The organism is Priestia sp. 3CA3, from assembly GCF_056836725.1.
The window spans coordinates 666999-685707 of sequence record NZ_JBXENJ010000001.1; the positions used below are offsets into that span (position 1 = coordinate 666999).

The 18709-nt window shown below is 39.6% G+C and carries 18 protein-coding genes; all 18 read left to right on the plus strand.

The annotated features are described in order from the left end of the window. The first annotated feature begins 76 nt into the window (after positions 1 to 76). A complete protein-coding gene (gene rnc, locus AC1VNJ_RS03445; protein WP_243495125.1) occupies positions 77 to 823 on the plus strand; it encodes a ribonuclease III in 747 nt (248 codons plus the stop codon). A gap of 77 nt (positions 824 to 900) precedes the next feature. Beyond that, positions 901 to 4461: a chromosome segregation protein SMC gene (gene smc, locus AC1VNJ_RS03450; RefSeq protein ID WP_482640306.1), complete on the plus strand. Its 3561-nt coding sequence runs from the start codon at positions 901 to 903 to the stop codon at positions 4459 to 4461. A gap of 25 nt (positions 4462 to 4486) precedes the next feature. Further along, positions 4487 to 5485: a signal recognition particle-docking protein FtsY gene (gene ftsY, locus AC1VNJ_RS03455; RefSeq protein ID WP_013058902.1), complete on the plus strand. Its 999-nt coding sequence runs from the start codon at positions 4487 to 4489 to the stop codon at positions 5483 to 5485. A 273-nt stretch (positions 5486 to 5758) separates the two neighbouring features. Next, on the plus strand, positions 5759 to 6091 hold the full coding sequence (locus tag AC1VNJ_RS03460; protein WP_025750337.1) for a putative DNA-binding protein: 333 nt from the start codon (positions 5759 to 5761) through the stop codon (positions 6089 to 6091). Between the two features lie 12 nt (positions 6092 to 6103). Further along, positions 6104 to 7447 carry a signal recognition particle protein gene (gene ffh / locus AC1VNJ_RS03465; protein WP_028411443.1) on the plus strand — a complete coding sequence of 448 codons (1344 nt, stop codon included), beginning with the start codon at positions 6104 to 6106 and terminating at the stop codon, positions 7445 to 7447. A gap of 137 nt (positions 7448 to 7584) precedes the next feature. After that, complete coding sequence (rpsP, locus tag AC1VNJ_RS03470; RefSeq protein WP_013058899.1) at positions 7585 to 7857, plus strand: 30S ribosomal protein S16; 273 nt, start codon at positions 7585 to 7587, stop codon at positions 7855 to 7857. A gap of 11 nt (positions 7858 to 7868) precedes the next feature. Beyond that, positions 7869 to 8099, plus strand: coding sequence for a KH domain-containing protein (locus tag AC1VNJ_RS03475; protein WP_013058898.1), 231 nt, complete (start codon positions 7869 to 7871; stop codon positions 8097 to 8099). 151 nt (positions 8100 to 8250) lie between these two features. After that, positions 8251 to 8634, plus strand: coding sequence for a YlqD family protein (locus tag AC1VNJ_RS03480; RefSeq protein ID WP_013058897.1), 384 nt, complete (start codon positions 8251 to 8253; stop codon positions 8632 to 8634). A 12-nt stretch (positions 8635 to 8646) separates the two neighbouring features. Continuing rightward, a complete protein-coding gene (gene rimM / locus AC1VNJ_RS03485) occupies positions 8647 to 9159 on the plus strand; it encodes a ribosome maturation factor RimM (protein WP_028411442.1) in 513 nt (170 codons plus the stop codon). Beyond that, entirely contained in the window at positions 9159 to 9899 is a 741-nt protein-coding gene (gene trmD / locus AC1VNJ_RS03490; protein WP_014458419.1) for a tRNA (guanosine(37)-N1)-methyltransferase TrmD, read from the plus strand. The genes rimM and trmD overlap by 1 nt, the downstream gene beginning before the upstream one ends. Before the next feature lie 161 nt (positions 9900 to 10060). Further along, on the plus strand, positions 10061 to 10405 hold the full coding sequence (rplS, locus tag AC1VNJ_RS03495; protein WP_013084808.1) for a 50S ribosomal protein L19: 345 nt from the start codon (positions 10061 to 10063) through the stop codon (positions 10403 to 10405). Between the two features lie 180 nt (positions 10406 to 10585). Continuing rightward, the gene (lepB, locus tag AC1VNJ_RS03500; RefSeq protein WP_013058893.1) at positions 10586 to 11137 is read left to right on the plus strand and encodes a signal peptidase I; all 552 of its coding nucleotides are present in this window, start codon (positions 10586 to 10588) and stop codon (positions 11135 to 11137) included. 21 nt (positions 11138 to 11158) lie between these two features. Then, positions 11159 to 12025, plus strand: coding sequence for a ribosome biogenesis GTPase YlqF (ylqF, locus tag AC1VNJ_RS03505; protein WP_025750333.1), 867 nt, complete (start codon positions 11159 to 11161; stop codon positions 12023 to 12025). 107 nt (positions 12026 to 12132) lie between these two features. Next, positions 12133 to 12900 carry a ribonuclease HII gene (locus tag AC1VNJ_RS03510; protein WP_033579775.1) on the plus strand — a complete coding sequence of 256 codons (768 nt, stop codon included), beginning with the start codon at positions 12133 to 12135 and terminating at the stop codon, positions 12898 to 12900. A gap of 368 nt (positions 12901 to 13268) precedes the next feature. Continuing rightward, on the plus strand, positions 13269 to 14429 hold the full coding sequence (gene sucC / locus AC1VNJ_RS03515; protein WP_013058890.1) for an ADP-forming succinate--CoA ligase subunit beta: 1161 nt from the start codon (positions 13269 to 13271) through the stop codon (positions 14427 to 14429). Between the two features lie 18 nt (positions 14430 to 14447). Further along, complete coding sequence (sucD, locus tag AC1VNJ_RS03520) at positions 14448 to 15350, plus strand: succinate--CoA ligase subunit alpha (protein ID WP_013058889.1); 903 nt, start codon at positions 14448 to 14450, stop codon at positions 15348 to 15350. Positions 15351 to 15413: 63 nt separating this feature from the next. Next, on the plus strand, positions 15414 to 16295 hold the full coding sequence (gene dprA, locus AC1VNJ_RS03525) for a DNA-processing protein DprA (RefSeq protein WP_033579776.1): 882 nt from the start codon (positions 15414 to 15416) through the stop codon (positions 16293 to 16295). 154 nt (positions 16296 to 16449) lie between these two features. Next, on the plus strand, positions 16450 to 18525 hold the full coding sequence (gene topA / locus AC1VNJ_RS03530; protein ID WP_028411437.1) for a type I DNA topoisomerase: 2076 nt from the start codon (positions 16450 to 16452) through the stop codon (positions 18523 to 18525). Positions 18526 to 18709: the final 184 nt, after the last annotated feature.

The following is an 18709-nucleotide window of genomic DNA, read 5'->3' on the forward strand; positions in this document are numbered from 1 at the left end:
AAGATACCTCGTTTTATAATGAGAGATGGTAGGGAAAAACTACGAAACAATTGAAGCAGGTAAGCGGAGGTATTTTATGCCTAAACAATATTCAAATCGAGATCGAAAGATGAACGTGAAATTCAAGCAAAATTTTGCCGAGTTTCAAAAGGAAATTGGTATTCAGTTTACAAATGAAGCGCTTCTTTTTCAAGCATTTACACATTCATCCTATGTGAATGAGCATCGCAGAAGACCGTATGAAGACAACGAGCGTCTTGAGTTTTTAGGAGATGCCGTATTAGAGCTAACCGTATCACAATTTTTATTTAAAAAGTATCCAACGATGAGTGAAGGTGAGTTAACGAAGCTTCGTGCAGCAGTTGTGTGTGAACCGTCGCTTGTTACTTTTGCAAATGAAATGGATTTTGGTAAACTAGTGTTACTTGGAAAAGGTGAAGAGATGACGGGCGGCCGATCTAGACCGGCTTTACTGGCCGATGTGTTTGAAGCATTTATCGGAGCTCTTTATTTAGACCAAGGGCTTGATACGGTAGTAACGATTCTAAAAAGAGTTGTCTTTCCAAAAATTAATGAAGGTGCTTTTTCTCATGTGATGGATTTCAAAAGCCAGCTTCAAGAAGTGATTCAACGTGATGGAGTTGGACAATTAGAATACAAAGTTTTGCAAGAAAAAGGTCCAGCGCATAATCGCGAATTCTTATCTCGCGTATCGTTAAATGGTGAAGAGCTCGGCGTTGGTGTAGGCCGTTCGAAAAAAGAAGCAGAGCAAAAAGCAGCTCAAGTAGCTATTACGAAAATTAGAGCAAGTCAAACGAAATAAAATGATCCCCCTCTTAACGCATTCGTTATAAAGGGGGATTTGCTATGAAAAGATTACATGTGTGAGGGGGGATTTCTATGTTCCTCAAACGATTAGATATTGCAGGGTTCAAATCGTTTGCAGAAAAAGTATCGATAGATTTTGTGCCAGGTGTAACGGCGGTAGTAGGACCGAATGGGAGCGGAAAAAGCAACATTACGGATGCTATACGCTGGGTGCTTGGAGAACAGTCAGCCAAATCGCTTCGTGGAGGGAAAATGGAGGACATTATTTTTGCAGGAAGCGAATCACGCCGTGCGGTAAACGTGGCTGACGTAACGCTGACTTTGGAAAATGATGACCAGTTTCTCCCGCTTGATTATCATGAAGTTAGTATTACAAGGCGCGTGTACCGCTCAGGAGACAGTGAATTTTTTATTAACAACCAGCCGTGCCGTTTAAAAGATATTGTCGATTTATTTATGGACTCAGGACTTGGAAGAGAAGCTTTTTCGATTATCAGTCAAGGAAAAGTAGAAGAAGTACTAAGCAGTAAATCTGACGAGCGCCGTAAAATTTTTGAAGAAGCAGCAGGTGTATTAAAATACAAAACGCGTAAACGAAAAGCGGAGCTTCGGCTTCTCGAAACGCAAGAAAATTTAAATCGAGTAGTAGATATTCTTCATGAAATTGAAGGTCAGTTAGAGCCTTTACAGATTCAATCGTCTATTGCAAAAGATTATTTGCAGAAAAAAGAAGAATTAGAGCACATTGATGTGGCTGTTACGGTATTTGAAGTTGAAGATCTTCATCAGAAATGGGAAAAATTAAAAGCTGAAATGGCTCAGCACGAGCAGCTTGAAGAATCTCTCGCGACCAATATTCGCACGCGTGAAGGAGAAATCCAGACCCTTCGTTCGCATATTCAGCAAATCGATGAACAGCTAGACTCTTTACATAAAAAACTACTATATGTAAGTGAAGAAGTAGAAAAGCTAGAAGGCAAAAAAGAAGTATTAAAAGAGCGTAAGAAAAATGCTTTTCAAAATAAAGAGCAGCTGGAACGTTTAGTAAAAGAGTATACTCATAAGCATCAAGAGCTAAGTAAAGCAAAAGACAGCGAAGGAACAGATCTTGAGCAATCTCAAAAAGAAGTGCAAGAGATACGTTTGAAGCTTGCTGAGCAGGAACAGTTGTTCAGGCAGTACAGTGAGAATCTAGAAGAAAAACTTGAACAGATGAAAAGCGAATATTTTGAATTAGCGAACGCTCAAACATCCGCTCGAAATGAAATTTCATTTTTAGAGCAGCAAAAAATGCAAACGTTTGAAAAAGAGCAGCGCTTAACAAAATCCAACGAGCAATACGTCGAACAGCGCCGTGAATTAACGCAGCGAAAAGAAGCGGCGATTAAAAGGCTCGCTCAGTTTCGTCAAGAGCTTCAGCAGGCTGTACAAGTGTATAAGCAGCAAGGAGAGAAGCTTGAGTCATTAAGGCAAGCCTATCGTAAACAAGAGTCTACGCTTTATCAAGCTTATCAGTACGTGCAACAGACAAAATCACGAAAAGAAATGCTTGAAGAGATGCAAGAAGACTATGAAGGTTATTTTCACGGTGTAAAAGAAGTATTAAAAGCGCGTGATGGGAAGCTTGCAGGTATTAAAGGTGCCATTGCTGAGCTAATTAATGTCCCAAAAGAGTATGAAACAGCGCTTGAAATTGCGCTTGGAGGAGCAGCTCAGCACATTGTCGTTCAAGACGAACAAAGTGCCCGTCAGGCAATTGGCTTTTTGAAACAAAACGGTTACGGAAGAGCTACATTTTTACCATTGACGTCTGTAAAAGACCGTTATGTTCCGGCTCAAACTATTTCTATGCTAGAGAGTCACGAAGCGTATGTAGGAATCGCTTCATCTCTTGTTAAATACGAAGCTACTTACGACCGAGTTATTAAAAATTTGCTTGGAACCGTTATTGTTGTCAATGATTTAAAAGGCGCGAATGAACTTGCCCGTCTTGTACAGCATCGCTATCGTTTTGTGACCGTTAAAGGGGATGTGGTCAACCCCGGTGGTTCGATGACAGGCGGTTCAATGAAGCAAAAGTCCAACTCTTTGTTAGGCCGTCAGCGTGAAGTAGAAGCCATTACGGCAAAAATAGAAGAGATGGAACAAAAGACGCTTGTGCTCGAGCAAGATGTGAAAGATAAAAAGTCACAGATTGAAGAGCTTCAACAGGAAATTAATAAACAGCAGGCATTTGTGGAACGCTTGAAAGACAAAGAGCAGGAATCTGACCGAGAAGTAAAGCAAATTGACATCGAAGAAAAAGCAGTGAATGACCGCTTAACCATGTATGATCATGATATTGCTAGCTTTAGACAAGATCAAACAAGCTTGTCCGCTCGAATTGATGAGCTGCATACGAGTTTGCAGGGAAATCAGCAGCAGGCAAATGTATTAGAGAAAAACATTGAAGAGTTAGCTGCACGCAAGCATACACAGCAAACGTCTAAAGAAACGGTTCAACATGAGCTTACAGAAGTAAAAGTGCTTCTTGCGAAAAAAGAACAGTTCCTCACAAATCAGCAAGAAAAATACGAAAGAGTGTGCTTTGAGCTTGATCAAACCATTCAGCGTTTGTCTGAAGCTACAGATGATCTTTCTCTTTTAACGAGTGAAATCACGAGCAACGACTCGGGTGAACTTCAGCTCGAAGAAGCGGCGCATGAGCGAATAAAAGAAAAGACAGAAACGTTACAATTAATGGATGACTGCAGATCAGAGCGGTTGAAAGCCCAGAATAAGCTTGAAGACGAAGAAAGGGTTGTAAAAGAGCTCCAGCGTCAGTACAAACAAATTACGGATGCTTTAAAAGATGAAGAAGTCAAAATCAATCGAATTGACGTAGAGCTAGACAGCCGTCTCCAGCAGCTGACAGAAGAGTACGAAATTAGCTTTGAAGCAGCAAAAGAAAAGTATCCTTTAACATTAGATATTCAAGAAGCAAGGAAAAAAATCAAGCTCATTAAGCTGGCAATTGATGAATTAGGAACCGTAAACTTAGGTTCTATCGAACAATACGAACGCGTTTCAGAACGCTATGAATTTTTAAATACGCAGCGAGCTGACCTCGACGAAGCGAAAAATACCCTGTATCAAGTGATTGAAGAAATGGACGAGGAAATGAAGAAACGTTTTTCTGATACGTTCTCTCGTATCCGCAATGAATTTGGTACAGTGTTCTCTTCACTATTCGGAGGAGGAAAAGCGGATTTGAAATTAACAGATCCGAAAGATTTATTAAATACAGGGGTGGAAATTGTTGCCCAGCCTCCTGGGAAAAAACTGCAGAATCTAGGGTTGCTGTCAGGCGGCGAGCGTTCGTTAACAGCCATTGCCCTCCTGTTTTCTATTTTGAAAGTACGTCCGGTGCCGTTTTGTGTGCTAGATGAAGTGGAAGCGGCGCTTGATGAAGCAAACGTTCATCGCTTCGCTACGTATTTACGCAAATTTAGTAATCAAACACAGTTCATTGTTATTACTCACCGAAAAGGTACAATGGAAGAAGCTGACGTACTGTACGGTGTGACAATGCAAGAATCTGGCGTATCGAAATTAGTCTCTGTTCGTTTAGAAGAATCAAAGCAATATGTTTAACTCATAGAATGAAAGGGTGGTACGAATGAGCTTTTTTAAGAAATTAAAAGAAAAAATTACAATGCAAACGGATTCTGTTACACAAAAATTTAAAGATGGACTATCAAAAACACGCAATTCTTTTTCGGAACGTGTGAATGATCTAGTGTCTCGCTATCGTCAAGTAGACGAAGAGTTTTTTGAGGAATTAGAGGAAATTTTAATTAGCGCTGATGTCGGCGTGGCTACCGTGTTGGATTTAATTGATGACTTAAAATCGGAAGTGAAACGCCGTAATATTAAGGACCCTCAAGATGTACAGGCTGTCATCTCTGAGAAATTAATTGATATTTATGAATCTGGTGAAGAGCAGATTGGTGAATTAAATATGCAGCAAAATGATTTAACGGTTATTTTGTTTGTAGGGGTAAACGGCGTTGGGAAAACAACAACAATTGGGAAAATTGCACATAAATTCAAACAAGAAGGCAAAAAAGTCGTAATGGCGGCAGGAGATACGTTCCGTGCCGGTGCGATTGAGCAGTTAGAAGTATGGGGAGAACGCGTTGGTGTTGATGTTATTAAGCAATCTGCAGGCTCTGACCCTGCCGCTGTCATGTATGACGCTGTTCAGTCAGCCAAGGCTCGAAAAGCAGATGTTTTATTATGTGATACAGCAGGTCGCCTTCAAAACAAAGTGAATTTAATGAAAGAATTAGAGAAAGTAAAGCGTGTTATTGAGCGAGAAATTCCTGGTGCTCCGCATGAAGTGCTTCTCGTACTTGATGCGACGACGGGTCAAAACGCTTTAAGTCAGGCTAAAACATTCTCAGAAGCAACGAACGTGACTGGAATTGTGTTAACAAAACTAGATGGTACGGCTAAAGGCGGAATTGTTCTTGCCATTCGAAACGAACTGAAGCTTCCTGTTAAATTCGTTGGACTTGGAGAAAAAGTAGACGACCTTCAGCCGTTTGACACGGAGCAATATATCTATGGGTTATTTGCCAATGCTGTGGAAGAAGAAACAGAAAAAGAGGCGTAATCTAAAAAGAGGCTGGGATAAAAGTATCTTCGTTGAAGGAAGATCCGAACGATTAATCGTTCGGATCTTTTTATTAGTAGGGTGGACGCAGGTTTCATATTTAGTCGTCTTTAAATTGAAGTAATTTAGTTATGTTTCCATCTCTTTTAAGTGGAAAAATGTGAGGTGTTAAGGAAAAAACTTGACATTCAAACCTCGCCTAGTTAAACTAATAACATGTAAAGGCTTTTCACTTAACAAGGGGGCGGTCAGATGGTTGAAAAGAGCGTGCATATGCTCGAAAAAACAACAAGAATGAATTACTTATTTGACTTCTATCAGGCGCTGTTGACGCCCAAACAAAGAAGTTATATGTCACTTTATTACTTGGATGATTATTCCCTCGGTGAAATAGCGGAAGAATTTGATGTGAGTCGTCAAGCAGTTTATGATAATATAAAACGTACAGAGCAAATGCTTGAACAATATGAGGAAAAGCTATTGTTATTTCAACGGTTTCAAGAGCGTCAATCAATTGTTCAACAACTGAAAGACGAACTTGCAGCCGACTTACACAAGAACAGTAAGCTTTCTTCTCTTCTTGATTCGCTCGAGAAATTAGATTAGGGGGCGGCGTATATGGCATTTGAAGGATTAGCCGACCGTTTGCAAAGCACACTGCAAAAGTTAAAAGGAAAAGGAAAAGTTAACGAAGCTGATGTTAAAGAAATGATGCGTGAAGTTAGACTTGCCCTTTTAGAAGCCGATGTAAACTTTAAAGTAGTAAAAGACTTTGTTAAGCGCGTAAGCGAACGTGCTGTAGGTCAAGACGTTCTTAAGAGCTTAACGCCTGGACAGCAAGTTATTAAGGTTGTACAAGAAGAATTAACTGCACTTATGGGCGGAGAGCAAAGCAAGATTGCAGTAGCTCCAAAAGCTCCAACTGTAATTATGATGGTTGGACTTCAAGGTGCAGGTAAAACAACAACAACTGGTAAACTTGCCAATTTATTACGTAAAAAATATAACCGTAATCCATTGCTTGTAGCAGCAGATATTTATCGTCCGGCAGCTATTAAACAGCTTGAAACACTAGGGAAACAGCTTAGCATGTCTGTTTTTTCATTAGGTGATCAAGTAAGTCCTGTGGAGATTGCGAAACAAGCTATTGCTCATGCGAAAGAAGAGCATCACGATTATGTATTAATTGATACAGCGGGACGTTTGCATGTTGATGAAAATCTAATGGAGGAGTTAGAACAGATCAAAGAGCTTTCTAACCCAGACGAAATTTTCCTTGTTGTCGATGCGATGACGGGTCAAGATGCAGTAAACGTTGCGGATAGCTTTAATAAGCAATTAGGATTAACTGGCGTTGTATTAACGAAACTAGACGGCGATACGCGCGGTGGTGCAGCGCTTTCTATTCGTGCAGTAACTGATACACCAATTAAGTTTGTCGGTCTTGGAGAAAAGATGGATGCTATTGAAGCATTCCACCCAGAGCGTATGGCTTCCCGTATCTTAGGTATGGGTGATGTGCTGACGCTTATCGAAAAGGCTCAGGCAAATGTAGATGCTGAAAAGGCAAAAGAGCTTGAAGCTAAGCTGCGCACGCAGTCATTTACATTCGATGACTTTTTAGATCAACTTGCTCAGGTGCGTCAAATGGGACCGCTTGATGAGCTAATTGGTATGCTTCCGGGCGCCAATAAAGTAAAGGGGCTCAAAAACCTGCAGGTTGATGAAAAGCAAATTAATCATGTAGAAGCAATTATTCGTTCGATGACGAAAGCGGAAAAAACAAACCCTGAAATCATTAATTCAAGTCGAAGAAAGCGTATTGCAAAAGGAAGCGGACGTTCTGTACAAGAAGTCAACCGTTTGCTTAAACAATTTGAAGACATGAAAAAAATGATGAAACAAATGACAAATATGTCAAAAGGCAAGAAAAAGGGTATGAAACTTCCATTCTTTTCATGATAAAATGCTTGATTTGAACTGAAAAAACCAAAGAAAATAAAATATTTTTCTAGTGTTAAGAAAAAAACCTTTACAAACATTTTACCTATTTGATATTATATTATCTTGTTGAAACATATTCGGAGGTGCTTTATAAAATGGCAGTAAAAATTCGTTTAAAACGTATGGGAGCTAAAAAATCTCCTTTCTATCGTATCGTAGCAGCAGACTCTCGTTCACCACGTGATGGACGTTACATCGAAGTAGTTGGAACTTACAATCCTGTAGTTCAACCAGCTGAAGTTAAAATCGATGAAGAGCTAGCTCTTAAATGGTTACAAAATGGTGCTAAACCATCTGATACAGTTCGTAACCTTTTCTCTAACGAAGGCATCATGGAAAAATTCCATAATGCTAAATTAGGAAAATAATTTCACTCGAGATGACATCACTAATCGAAACAATTGTAAAGCCGCTTGTTGATTATCCAGCTGATGTTAAAGTGGAGGAACAAGAAGATGAACGTCAAGTGACTTACATCCTTACTGTTCACCAAGAAGATGTCGGCAAAGTAATCGGCAAACAAGGCCGCGTTGCAAAAGCGATTCGAACTGTTGTGAATGCAGCAGCATCACAGCAAGGTAAAAAAGTGTATGTGAAAATTCAAGAGTAATCAAAAAGGGAGAGGGATAACCTCCCCCTTTTTTTATGTTATGATAAGATGAACGTTTTGATCACAGTAAGTCTTTTGCGAGCAAGAAGCAGCTATTTCAATATGCATGTAAAAAGCACAAGGTCACTATCTTGAGGGCGGAGGGAACGTTTTGAACATTATTCAAAAAGTGGTTGTGAAACAAGTGTTAACTGAAGCAAGCAAACAAGATCTTGAAAATCGTTTTATAAACCGCAAGCAGGCGCTTGAAAAGGAAATGGAACAGCTGAAATTTCAGTTAAAGCACATGGAAAAAGCCAATAAAGGTTCTTCTTTATTACATAGTCAATTTGAAAAAGAAAAATCCGCTCGCCTTGAAAAAATTGAAGTGTTGAACTTTCAGCTGACGCAATTAGAAAAGCTTCCTTTAGGGAGCGAACTCGTTGAAACGGAACTGGATGCCTTAGTAGAGGTAAAAATCGGCGATGATTGGGAAAAGATAAAAGAAAGTAAAACAATTATTATAAAAGATAGCAAAGTTGTTGAGATTAGATAGAGGTGAAGAAGCATGAAATGGTTTAAGGTTGGAAAAATTGTGAATACCCATGGTGTAAAAGGAGAAATTCGTATTGTATCAACTACGGATTTTGCTGATGAGCGCTATGAAAAAGGAAATAAACTTTATATCTTCAAAGAAAAGCAAAGCGAGCCGGTGGAAGTAACGGTAGCAAGCCATCGCAGGCATAAAAATTTTGATCTGCTTACATTCGAAGGCTATCACAACGTAAATGATGTTGAGCAGTACAAAAACTGCGAAGTGAAAATTCCTGAGGAACAGCTAACGGATTTAGAAGACGGTGAATTTTATTTCCACGAAATTATTGGCTGTACAGTAAAAACAGAAGACGGAGTAGAGGTAGGAACGGTCAAAGAAATTCTAACGCCGGGAGCTAATGATGTGTGGGTCGTTAAAAAAGGCGGAAAAGAAGTTCTTATTCCTTACATCGACGACGTTGTACAATCTATCGATATAGAGGAAAAAGAGATTGTTATTACAGTAATGGAAGGGTTATTGGACTAATGAAAATTGATGTACTATCGCTATTTCCTTCTATGTTTGACGGTGTTTTTGGTGAATCAATTTTGAAAAAAGCACAGGAAAAAAATGCGGTTGAACTGAATGTAGTTAATTTCCGAGAATATTCTACGAACAAACATCAAAATGTGGACGATTATCCTTACGGCGGAGGTGCTGGAATGGTATTGACACCTCAGCCTATTTTTGACGCTGTAGAAAAGCTGACTGAAACAGCTAAGAAGCCCCGGGTAGTTTTGCTTTGTCCGCAGGGCGAACGCTATACACAGGCAAAAGCAGAAGAACTAGCAGCAGAAGAGCATTTAATTTTTATTTGCGGTCATTACGAAGGATATGATGAACGAATTCGTGAGCAGCTGGTAACTGATGAAATTTCAATTGGTGACTATGTATTAACTGGAGGAGAGCTTGGTGCAATGGTTGTGATCGATAGCGTTGTTCGCCTGCTTCCTGATGTGCTTGGCAATAATCATTCAGCTGTACAAGACTCACACAGTACAGGTTTACTAGAGCACCCCCACTATACGCGTCCTGCTGATTTTAGAGGCTTAACAGTTCCTGAAGTACTTATGTCAGGAAATCATAAAAAAATTGAACAGTGGCGCCAAAAAGAGTCTTTAAAGCGCACGTTGCTTCGAAGACCGGATATGCTTGAAAAGATGGAGCTAACGGAAGAGCAAAAGAAACTAGTAGCTCAATTAAAAGAGGAAAACAACCTTTCATAAATCCATAAAATTTATGCATAAACTCTGTTGCATACGGTATAAGAGTGTGCTAAGATAGATTTTGTGGCTTGGGCAGATGTCTGGTCACCTATAACGATGTTCCGCTGCAATGATTGAAAAGCATTGGTATGAGCGTCTGTTGGAAGGAGTTGAAACACGCGATGCAAAAATTAATCGAAGAGATTACAAAAGAACAATTAAAAACAGATCTTCCTACGTTCCGTCCTGGTGATACTGTACGTGTACACGTAAATATCGTTGAGGGTACTCGTGAACGTGTTCAGGTATTTGAAGGTGTTGTTATTAAGCGTCGTGGCGGTGGTATCAGCGAAACATTTACAGTACGTAAGATTTCTTACGGTGTAGGTGTAGAGCGTACATTCCCACTTCATACGCCAAAAATTGCAAAAATCGAAGTAATGCGCCGCGGTAAAGTACGCCGTGCGAAACTTTATTACCTACGTGAATTACGTGGTAAAGCTGCGCGTATTAAAGAAATTCGATAATAGTAAAGGGGAGCTTGTTTATACAAGCTCCTTTTTTCAAATGTTTTTTTAGAACGATTCGTTCTCTGACAGTGAAAAATAGACGTACAAGTCATCATTTTTTTATTCTATTTATTTATTAGGCGTTTCAAACATTATCGTTTAAAATAAAGGTATGACATAAGAGTTGGAGGACTGAAGATGGCTCGAAAGAAAAATGAACTGTGGGAATGGATAAAAGCAATCGCCATTGCCGTACTGTTAGCTGTTGTAATTCGCTATTTTTTGTTTGCACCGATTGTAGTAGATGGACTTTCTATGATGCCTACGCTGCATGACCAAAATCGAATGATTGTAAATAAGTTCTCCTATAAGATTGGTGATCCTGATCGCTTTGATATTATTGTTTTTCATGCTACAGCGGAAAAAGATTACATAAAACGTATTATCGGACTGCCGGGTGATCATATTGAGTATCGAAATGATACGCTATATGTAAATGGAAAAGCTTATAAAGAGCCCTATTTAGATCAGTATAAAAAAGAAGTGATTGACGGTAATTTAACCGAAGATTTTAAACTAGAAGACGTAACGGGTAAAAAGACCGTGCCAGAAGGCTATTTGTTCGTGATGGGAGACAATCGACGCTACAGTAAAGACAGCCGTCAGATTGGCTTTGTGAGCATGGACAAGGTGCTTGGTAAAACGAGTGCCGTATACTGGCCGATTAAAGAAGCGCGTTTTGCAAAGTAAAATATAAAAGGTGAGTAAAATATGACAATTCAATGGTTTCCTGGCCATATGGCCAAGGCCAGAAGACAAGTAACTGAAAAGCTAAAATTGATTGATATTGTATACGAACTGGTTGATGCACGCATTCCGCAATCATCGCGAAATCCAATGATTGATGAGATTATTGTGAACAAGCCCAGAATCGTATTGTTGAATAAAGTGGACAAAGCGGATCCGCGCGTCACTCAGCAGTGGTTAGATTATTACAAAGAACAAGGTATTTATGCCTTAGCTATTGACGCACAAGCAGGTAAAGGAATGAAACAAATTGTTTCGTCTTCTAAAGAACTTCTTCAAGAGAAGTTTGACCGCATGCGCGCAAAAGGAGTTAAAAAACCCCGCGCTATCCGTGCGATGATTGTAGGGATTCCTAACGTCGGTAAATCAACGCTAATTAACCGCCTTGCCAGCAAAAAAATCGCCAAGACGGGAGATCGTCCAGGTGTGACGCAGGCACAGCAGTGGATTAAGGTAGGAAACGAGCTAGAGCTGCTTGATACGCCAGGTATTTTGTGGCCTAAGTTTGAAGATGAAACAGTTGGATATAAGCTTGCGACAACGGGTGCTATCAAAGATACCATTTTAAATATGCAAGATGTCGCTGTTTATGCGCTGCGCTTCTTAACTAGCCATTACCCAGAACAATTAAAGCAGCGTTATGATTTAAATGAAATCCCTGAAGACATTGTAGAGCTTTTTGATGCAATTGGGTCGCGCCGCGGCTGTTTAATGGGTGGCGGCATGGTGGATTACGATAAAACAGCTGAGCTTGTTCTTCGAGAAATTCGAACGGATAAAATTGGCACCTTTACATTTGATGATCCAAGTGAAGCTGAACAACAGCTGTAAGCAACACATTGCGAACTGAAGGAAAAAACGCCTCTGCCTTTTCAGCATGAGGCGTTTTTTATGTGAAAGTGCCGCGTGAAAATGTTGATATAAAGAAGGTGGAGCTAATGAAAAAGAGTATTAAGGAAATAAAAGAGGAACTAAAGCAAGTGAGAAGCCCGGAAGATGCTTTATTTAAGGCATATGCGCAAGATGAGCGTAAAGGTGTGCAGCAGGTTATTATTCAAAAACAAAGGCAATTTGAAGCGGCTGAGCGCTTGAAGCAACAGTTTGATGAAATGATGGCATATGAAAATGAATTATATAGGCAAGGAGCAACTTATATTGCCGGAGTAGACGAAGTAGGAAGGGGACCGTTAGCAGGACCGGTAGTAGCAGCTGCTGTTATTTTGCCTCCCGATTTTTTTCTCCCTGGTCTGACGGATTCAAAGAAGTTATCAGAAGCAAAGCGAGAAGCGTTTTATGAAGAAATTTGTAAAAAAGCTGTCGCTATCGGTATAGGGATTATAGACGCAGAGGTCATTGATTCTATTAATATTTACGAAGCAACAAAAAAGGCCATGACTGAAGCCATTGAACTGCTGGCAGTTCAGCCTGATGAACTGCTCATTGATGCGATGAAGCTGCCGGTGCCTATTTCGCAGCAGTCAATCATTAAAGGCGATGCTACAAGCATTTCAATTGCTGCAAGTTCTGTTATTGCAAAAGTGACGCGAGATCGAATGATGAAAGAACTTGGTGAACGCTATCCTGCATACGGATTCGAAAAACATATGGGATATGGAACAAAACAACATTTAGAAGCAATCGAACAATATGGAATTTTGCCAGAACACCGCCGATCTTTTGCACCGATAAAAAACCAAGTAAACTAGAACATGATACCCGAGCATATCTCTGCTTTTTAGCGCATGTTTCAATGCGGGATTCTAGGCTTAAAAAGAATATAGCCTATGTAAGCGGAGATATTGCAGCGGGAAAAATTCGTAAATTATTTTCCTCTCAGTCTGCTTTAGTTATGAAGGTTGATTTACATGATCAACCACACGTTTAACGTCCGCAGAGCCTCATCTACTTCATAAGGTATGGTTAAGTACTATCTCCATAAAAATATCAATTTTCTTATTATTTCAATATTTTTCACTAGAATAGTAGACAATTAGACAATTATTTTTATACAATGAAAGCGCAGTCTATTTTGTGCAGTATAGTTTTGTGGTTGATTATGTTAGGAGGATGGGAAATGAATATCCATGAGTATCAAGGAAAAGAACTACTCAGAAAATATGGGGTTGCAGTACCAAACGGTCGAGTAGCTTTTACTGTTGAAGAAGCAGTTGAAGCAGCAAAGGAATTAGGTTCACAAGTATCAGTGGTGAAAGCACAAATCCATGCTGGTGGACGCGGTAAAGCGGGCGGTGTCAAAGTAGCAAAAAACTTAGATGAAGTTCGTACATATGCACAAGATATTTTAGGAAAGACCCTCGTAACGCACCAAACAGGCCCTGAAGGAAAAGAAGTTAAGCGCTTGTTAGTTGAAGAGGGATGCGATATTAAGAAAGAATACTACATCGGTTTAGTTCTTGATCGTGCAACGTCTCAAGTTGTATTGATGGGTTCTGAAGAAGGTGGAACTGAAATTGAAGAAGTGGCGGAAAAAACGCCTGAAAAAATCTTTAAAGAATATGTAGATCCGGCGATTGGTTTACAAGCATTCCAAGCTCGCAGACTTGCATTTAATATTAATATTCCAAAAGAATTAGTTGGAAAAGCAGTTAAATTCATGACAGGTTTATATACAGTATTTGTTGAAAAAGACTGCTCAATTGCAGAGATTAACCCTCTAGTTGTAACAGGTGACGGAGACGTTATGGCATTGGATGCGAAGTTAAACTTTGATTCAAATGCGCTGTATCGCCAAAAAGATATTCTTGAATATCGTGACCTTGAAGAGGAAGATGCTAAAGAAATTGAAGCATCTAAATACGACTTAAGCTACATTTCACTAGACGGTAATATCGGTTGTATGGTAAACGGTGCAGGTTTAGCGATGGCAACGATGGATATTATTAAGCATTACGGAGGCGACCCTGCTAACTTCCTGGATGTTGGGGGCGGCGCAACTGCTGAAAAAGTAACAGAAGCATTTAAAATTATTTTATCTGACCAAAATGTAAAAGGTATTTTCGTTAATATTTTCGGCGGAATTATGAAATGTGATGTTATTGCAACAGGTGTTGTTGAAGCAACAAAACAAGTTGGATTAAGCCTTCCATTAGTTGTTCGCTTAGAAGGAACAAACGTTGAACTTGGAAAAGAAATTTTACAAAAATCAGGCTTAAATATCACAGCTGCTGAATCTATGGCAGACGGCGCACAAAAAATCGTTTCACTAGTGAAATAGAAAGGCTGGGGGATAGGAATGAGCGTATTTATTAATCAAGATACAAAAGTAATTGTACAAGGAATTACAGGCGGAGTTGGCCTTTTTCATACACAGCAAATGTTAGAATATGGAACGAAAATTGTTGGTGGCGTAACGCCGGGTAAAGGCGGCTTAGAAGTAGAAGGTGTTCCGGTATTTAATACGGTTGCCGAGGCGAAAGAAAAAACAGGCGCAACGGCTTCTGTTGTATATGTTCCACCAGCATTCGCAGCTGACTCCATTATTGAAGCAGTTGACGCAGATTTAGATTTAGTTATTTGTATTACAGAAGGTATTCCAGTATTAGATATGGTAAAAGTAAAGCGTTATATGGAAGGAAAACGTACGCGTCTTGTAGGGCCTAACTGCCCAGGCGTTATTACACCGGAAGAATGTAAAATTGGCATTATGCCAGGGTACATTCACAAAAAAGGTCATGTAGGTGTAGTTTCGCGTTCTGGTACATTAACATATGAAGCTGTTCACCAACTTTCTGAAGCTGGAATTGGCCAATCAACAGCTGTTGGTATCGGCGGTGACCCGGTGAATGGCACGAACTTTATCGATGTATTAAAAGCGTTTAATGAAGATGAAGATACGTATGCAGTAATTATGATTGGGGAAATTGGCGGTACAGCAGAAGAAGAAGCGGCAGAATGGGTAAAAGCAAATATGACAAAACCTGTTGTCGGCTTCATTGGCGGTCAAACAGCGCCTCCAGGAAAACGTATGGGCCATGCTGGTGCGATTATTTCAGGTGGTAAAGGGACAGCGTCTGAAAAAATTAAAACAATGAATGAGTGCGGTATCCAAGTAGCTGAAACACCATCTGTTATGGGAGAAACACTTATTAAGGTGTTAAAAGAACAAGGCATTTACGAGCAGTGTAAGACTCATTAATAGAAGACATATAGCCTCCTTTGACCGGGGGCTATTTTGTCCATTTAAAAAGGAGATTGTAGAATGTCTGGTTTACGGGAAAAATTAATTCATTTAGCACATTGTCCATCTGTTAATTGGAAACAAATTTTTACGCTACTTCAACAGAATTCTTCATTACAAAATCTCTACGAGTACTCTCCATCACAGCTTCAAAAACTATTGACTCTCTCGATTGAACGTGCTAATCAAATAAAAAAAGATTTGCAAACTATTCCAATACGAGATATTCTAGATAAATATGACGCTGAGAATATTCGATGTGTCACCATCTTAGATGATGAATATCCTGAACTTTTGCGCCATATTTATGATCCGCCTTGGGTATTATTTGCAAGGGGGAACTTGTCTCTTTTACACGCTCCGGCAAGCTTAAGCGTTGTAGGAACAAGAAATCCTACTTCATATGGAACTGCAGCTTTAACTCGTATTGTTAAGCCGATGCTGCATGAAGAATTTGTCGTTGTGAGTGGGCTAGCCTTAGGAATTGACCAGGCTGCTCATGAACTGGCTATCGCTGAAAAAGCTAAAACGATTGCAGTTTTAGGCGGAGGGTTTTATAATATTTACCCAAGAGGAAACCAAAATTTAGCAAGAGAAATTGCGCAGCATCATTTGCTGCTTTCTGAATATGCCCCGTTTATGAAGCCGACGAAATGGTTTTTCCCTCGCAGAAACAGAATCATTAGCGGATTAACAGGAGGCACGTTGGTGGTGCAAGCAAAAGAAAGAAGTGGATCTTTTATTACCGCCGACCAGGCGCTTCAGCAAGGAAGAGAAGTATTTGCCATACCGGGTTCTATTTTTGAAGAAACATCATGTGGAACGAATAAGTTAATCCAATTAGGGGCAAAACTTGTGCAAAGCGCTGCTGATATTACAGATGAAATGATGTATATAAGATGAATGTTTCAAAGTAGTCATATTCTTGCATGGTATGAAATACTAGTGAGATACGTAGGAAAATCGTATGACTTATCTTTTTGACATTTGACAAACAAGAACCAAATATTTAATAATAATGAAGATTTTATTCTACCTCTTGAGGAGGAACAAATAGATGTCTGACTACCTAGTAATTGTAGAATCGCCTGCAAAGGCTAAAACAATTGAACGTTATTTAGGAAAGAAATATAAAGTAAAAGCATCGATGGGACATGTTCGCGATTTACCTAAAAGTCAAATGGGAATTGATATTGAACAAGATTACAACCCGAAATATATTACAATTCGCGGGAAAGGCCCGGTTTTAAAAGAACTAAAAACAGCGGCTAAAAAAGCAAAAAAGATTTACCTAGCAGCCGATCCAGACCGTGAAGGAGAAGCGATTGCATGGCATTTGGCGCACAGTTTGGATGTAGACATTGCATCGGACTGCCGCGTAGTATTTAACGAGATTACAAAAGAAGCGATTAAAGAATCTTTTAAACATCCACGAGCAATTAATATGGATTTAGTAGATGCTCAACAAGCACGACGTATTCTTGACAGGCTGGTTGGCTACAATATCAGTCCATTGCTGTGGAAAAAAGTGAAAAAAGGATTAAGTGCCGGAAGGGTTCAATCAATTGCAGTGCGGTTAATTATTGATCGTGAAAAAGAAATTGCAAAGTTTATCCCAGAAGAATACTGGACGGTAAAAGCAACTTTTCAAAAAGGGAACGACCAGTTTGAAGGCCAGTTAATCGAATATCAAGGGAAAAAAGTAGAGCTATCGAATGAAGATGATGTAACCAACATTGTTAAACAATTAGATGGAAACGAATTTTCAATTTCTAAAGTAACAAAACGTGAGCGAAAGCGTAATGCGGCTCCTTCTTTTACCACGTCTTCATTACAGCAAGAGGCAGCGCGGAAACTGAACTTCCGAGCGAAAAAAACGATGATGATTGCGCAGCAATTATATGAAGGAATTGATTTAGGAAAAGAAGGTACAGTAGGTCTTATCACGTATATGCGTACCGATTCTACTCGTATTTCAGAAACAGCTCAAACAGAAGCTAGAGATTACATTACGAACGCGTACGGAAATCAGTTTGTGGCGACGGAAAAGCGTAAAGAAAAGAAGAATTCAAATGCGCAAGATGCCCACGAAGCGATTCGTCCAACTTCAGCTCTTCGTAAACCAGGAGAGGTAAAAGAGTTCTTATCGCGTGATCAGTATCGACTGTATAAGTTAGTATGGGAGCGCTTCGTTGCTAGTCAAATGGCACCTGCCATTATGGATACAATGGCTGTAGATTTGAAAAATGGAGACGTAACATTTAGAGCGAACGGCTCAAAAGTTAAATTTCCAGGTTTTATGAAAGTGTATGTTGAAGGCAATGATGATCAAGTGGAGGAAAAAGAAAATCTTCTTCCAGACTTAGAAGAAGGAGAAGTAGCTTATTCTAAGGACATCGATGAAAAGCAGCACTTCACACAGCCGCCGCCAAGATATACAGAAGCTCGTTTAGTTAAGACATTAGAAGAGCTAGGCATTGGCCGACCGTCTACATATGCTCCAACACTTGATACGATTCAAAAGCGCGGATACGTAGCGCTCGATAACAAGCGTTTTGTTCCAACAGAACTTGGAGAAATTGTACTAGAGCTTGTATTGGAGTTTTTTCCGGAAATTTTAGATGTAGAGTTTACAGCTAAAATGGAAAACGATTTGGATGAAGTGGAAGATGGTAATGTTCAATGGGTGCGTGTTATTGACGAATTTTACAGTGATTTTGAAAAACGCTTAGAACATGCTGAAAAAGAAATGCGCGAAGTGGAGATTAAAGATGAACCTGCCGGAGAAGACTGTGAAGAATGCGGTTCACCTATGGTATACAAAATGGGACGCTACGGAAAATTTATGGCATGCTCTAATTTCCCTGACTGTCGCAACACGAAGCCAATTGTAAAAGAGATTGGCGTAAAGTGTCCGAAATGTGAAGAAGGAAATATCGTTGAGCGAAAATCGAAGAAAAAGCGTACATTTTATGGCTGTGATCGATTCCCGGGCTGTGACTTCGTATCTTGGGATAAACCGATTGCAAGAAAATGTCCGAAATGTGAAAATCTGCTTGTAGAGAAGAAACAGAAAAAAGGAACTCAAGTGGTCTGTACAAGTTGTGATTATAAAGAGGAAGCTCAGCAGTAAAAGAGAATGGGATGAATTCCCACACTTTAAATTTAAAAATAGCAGTTATATAAGATGCGGCGACATTGCTTCATGTGCTAAAATGGAAACGTTATTAGCGACATTGAGTAATGTCGCATTTTCTTTGTCCCGTTAAAAAAGGAAAAGACAAGTGAATGAATAAGTAAAATGATAGAAAAGATAG

Excerpts from the sequence above, each read along its gene's own strand:
- sucC (WP_013058890.1), top strand. The coding sequence starts at position 13,269 with ATGAATATCCATGAGTATCAAGGAAAAGAACTACTCAGAAAATATGGG.
- trmD (WP_014458419.1), top strand. The coding sequence starts at position 9,159 with ATGAAAATTGATGTACTATCGCTATTTCCTTCTATGTTTGACGGTGTT.
- ylqF (WP_025750333.1), top strand. The coding sequence starts at position 11,159 with ATGACAATTCAATGGTTTCCTGGCCATATGGCCAAGGCCAGAAGACAA.
- dprA (WP_033579776.1), top strand. The coding sequence starts at position 15,414 with ATGTCTGGTTTACGGGAAAAATTAATTCATTTAGCACATTGTCCATCT.
- sucD (WP_013058889.1), top strand. The coding sequence starts at position 14,448 with ATGAGCGTATTTATTAATCAAGATACAAAAGTAATTGTACAAGGAATT.
- rimM (WP_028411442.1), top strand. The coding sequence starts at position 8,647 with ATGAAATGGTTTAAGGTTGGAAAAATTGTGAATACCCATGGTGTAAAA.
- lepB (WP_013058893.1), top strand. The coding sequence starts at position 10,586 with ATGGCTCGAAAGAAAAATGAACTGTGGGAATGGATAAAAGCAATCGCC.
- rplS (WP_013084808.1), top strand. The coding sequence starts at position 10,061 with ATGCAAAAATTAATCGAAGAGATTACAAAAGAACAATTAAAAACAGAT.
- smc (WP_482640306.1), top strand. The coding sequence starts at position 901 with ATGTTCCTCAAACGATTAGATATTGCAGGGTTCAAATCGTTTGCAGAA.
- AC1VNJ_RS03460 (WP_025750337.1), top strand. The coding sequence starts at position 5,759 with ATGCTCGAAAAAACAACAAGAATGAATTACTTATTTGACTTCTATCAG.
- ffh (WP_028411443.1), top strand. The coding sequence starts at position 6,104 with ATGGCATTTGAAGGATTAGCCGACCGTTTGCAAAGCACACTGCAAAAG.
- rnc (WP_243495125.1), top strand. The coding sequence starts at position 77 with ATGCCTAAACAATATTCAAATCGAGATCGAAAGATGAACGTGAAATTC.
- topA (WP_028411437.1), top strand. The coding sequence starts at position 16,450 with ATGTCTGACTACCTAGTAATTGTAGAATCGCCTGCAAAGGCTAAAACA.
- AC1VNJ_RS03510 (WP_033579775.1), top strand. The coding sequence starts at position 12,133 with ATGAAAAAGAGTATTAAGGAAATAAAAGAGGAACTAAAGCAAGTGAGA.
- AC1VNJ_RS03475 (WP_013058898.1), top strand. The coding sequence starts at position 7,869 with ATGACATCACTAATCGAAACAATTGTAAAGCCGCTTGTTGATTATCCA.
- ftsY (WP_013058902.1), top strand. The coding sequence starts at position 4,487 with ATGAGCTTTTTTAAGAAATTAAAAGAAAAAATTACAATGCAAACGGAT.
- rpsP (WP_013058899.1), top strand. The coding sequence starts at position 7,585 with ATGGCAGTAAAAATTCGTTTAAAACGTATGGGAGCTAAAAAATCTCCT.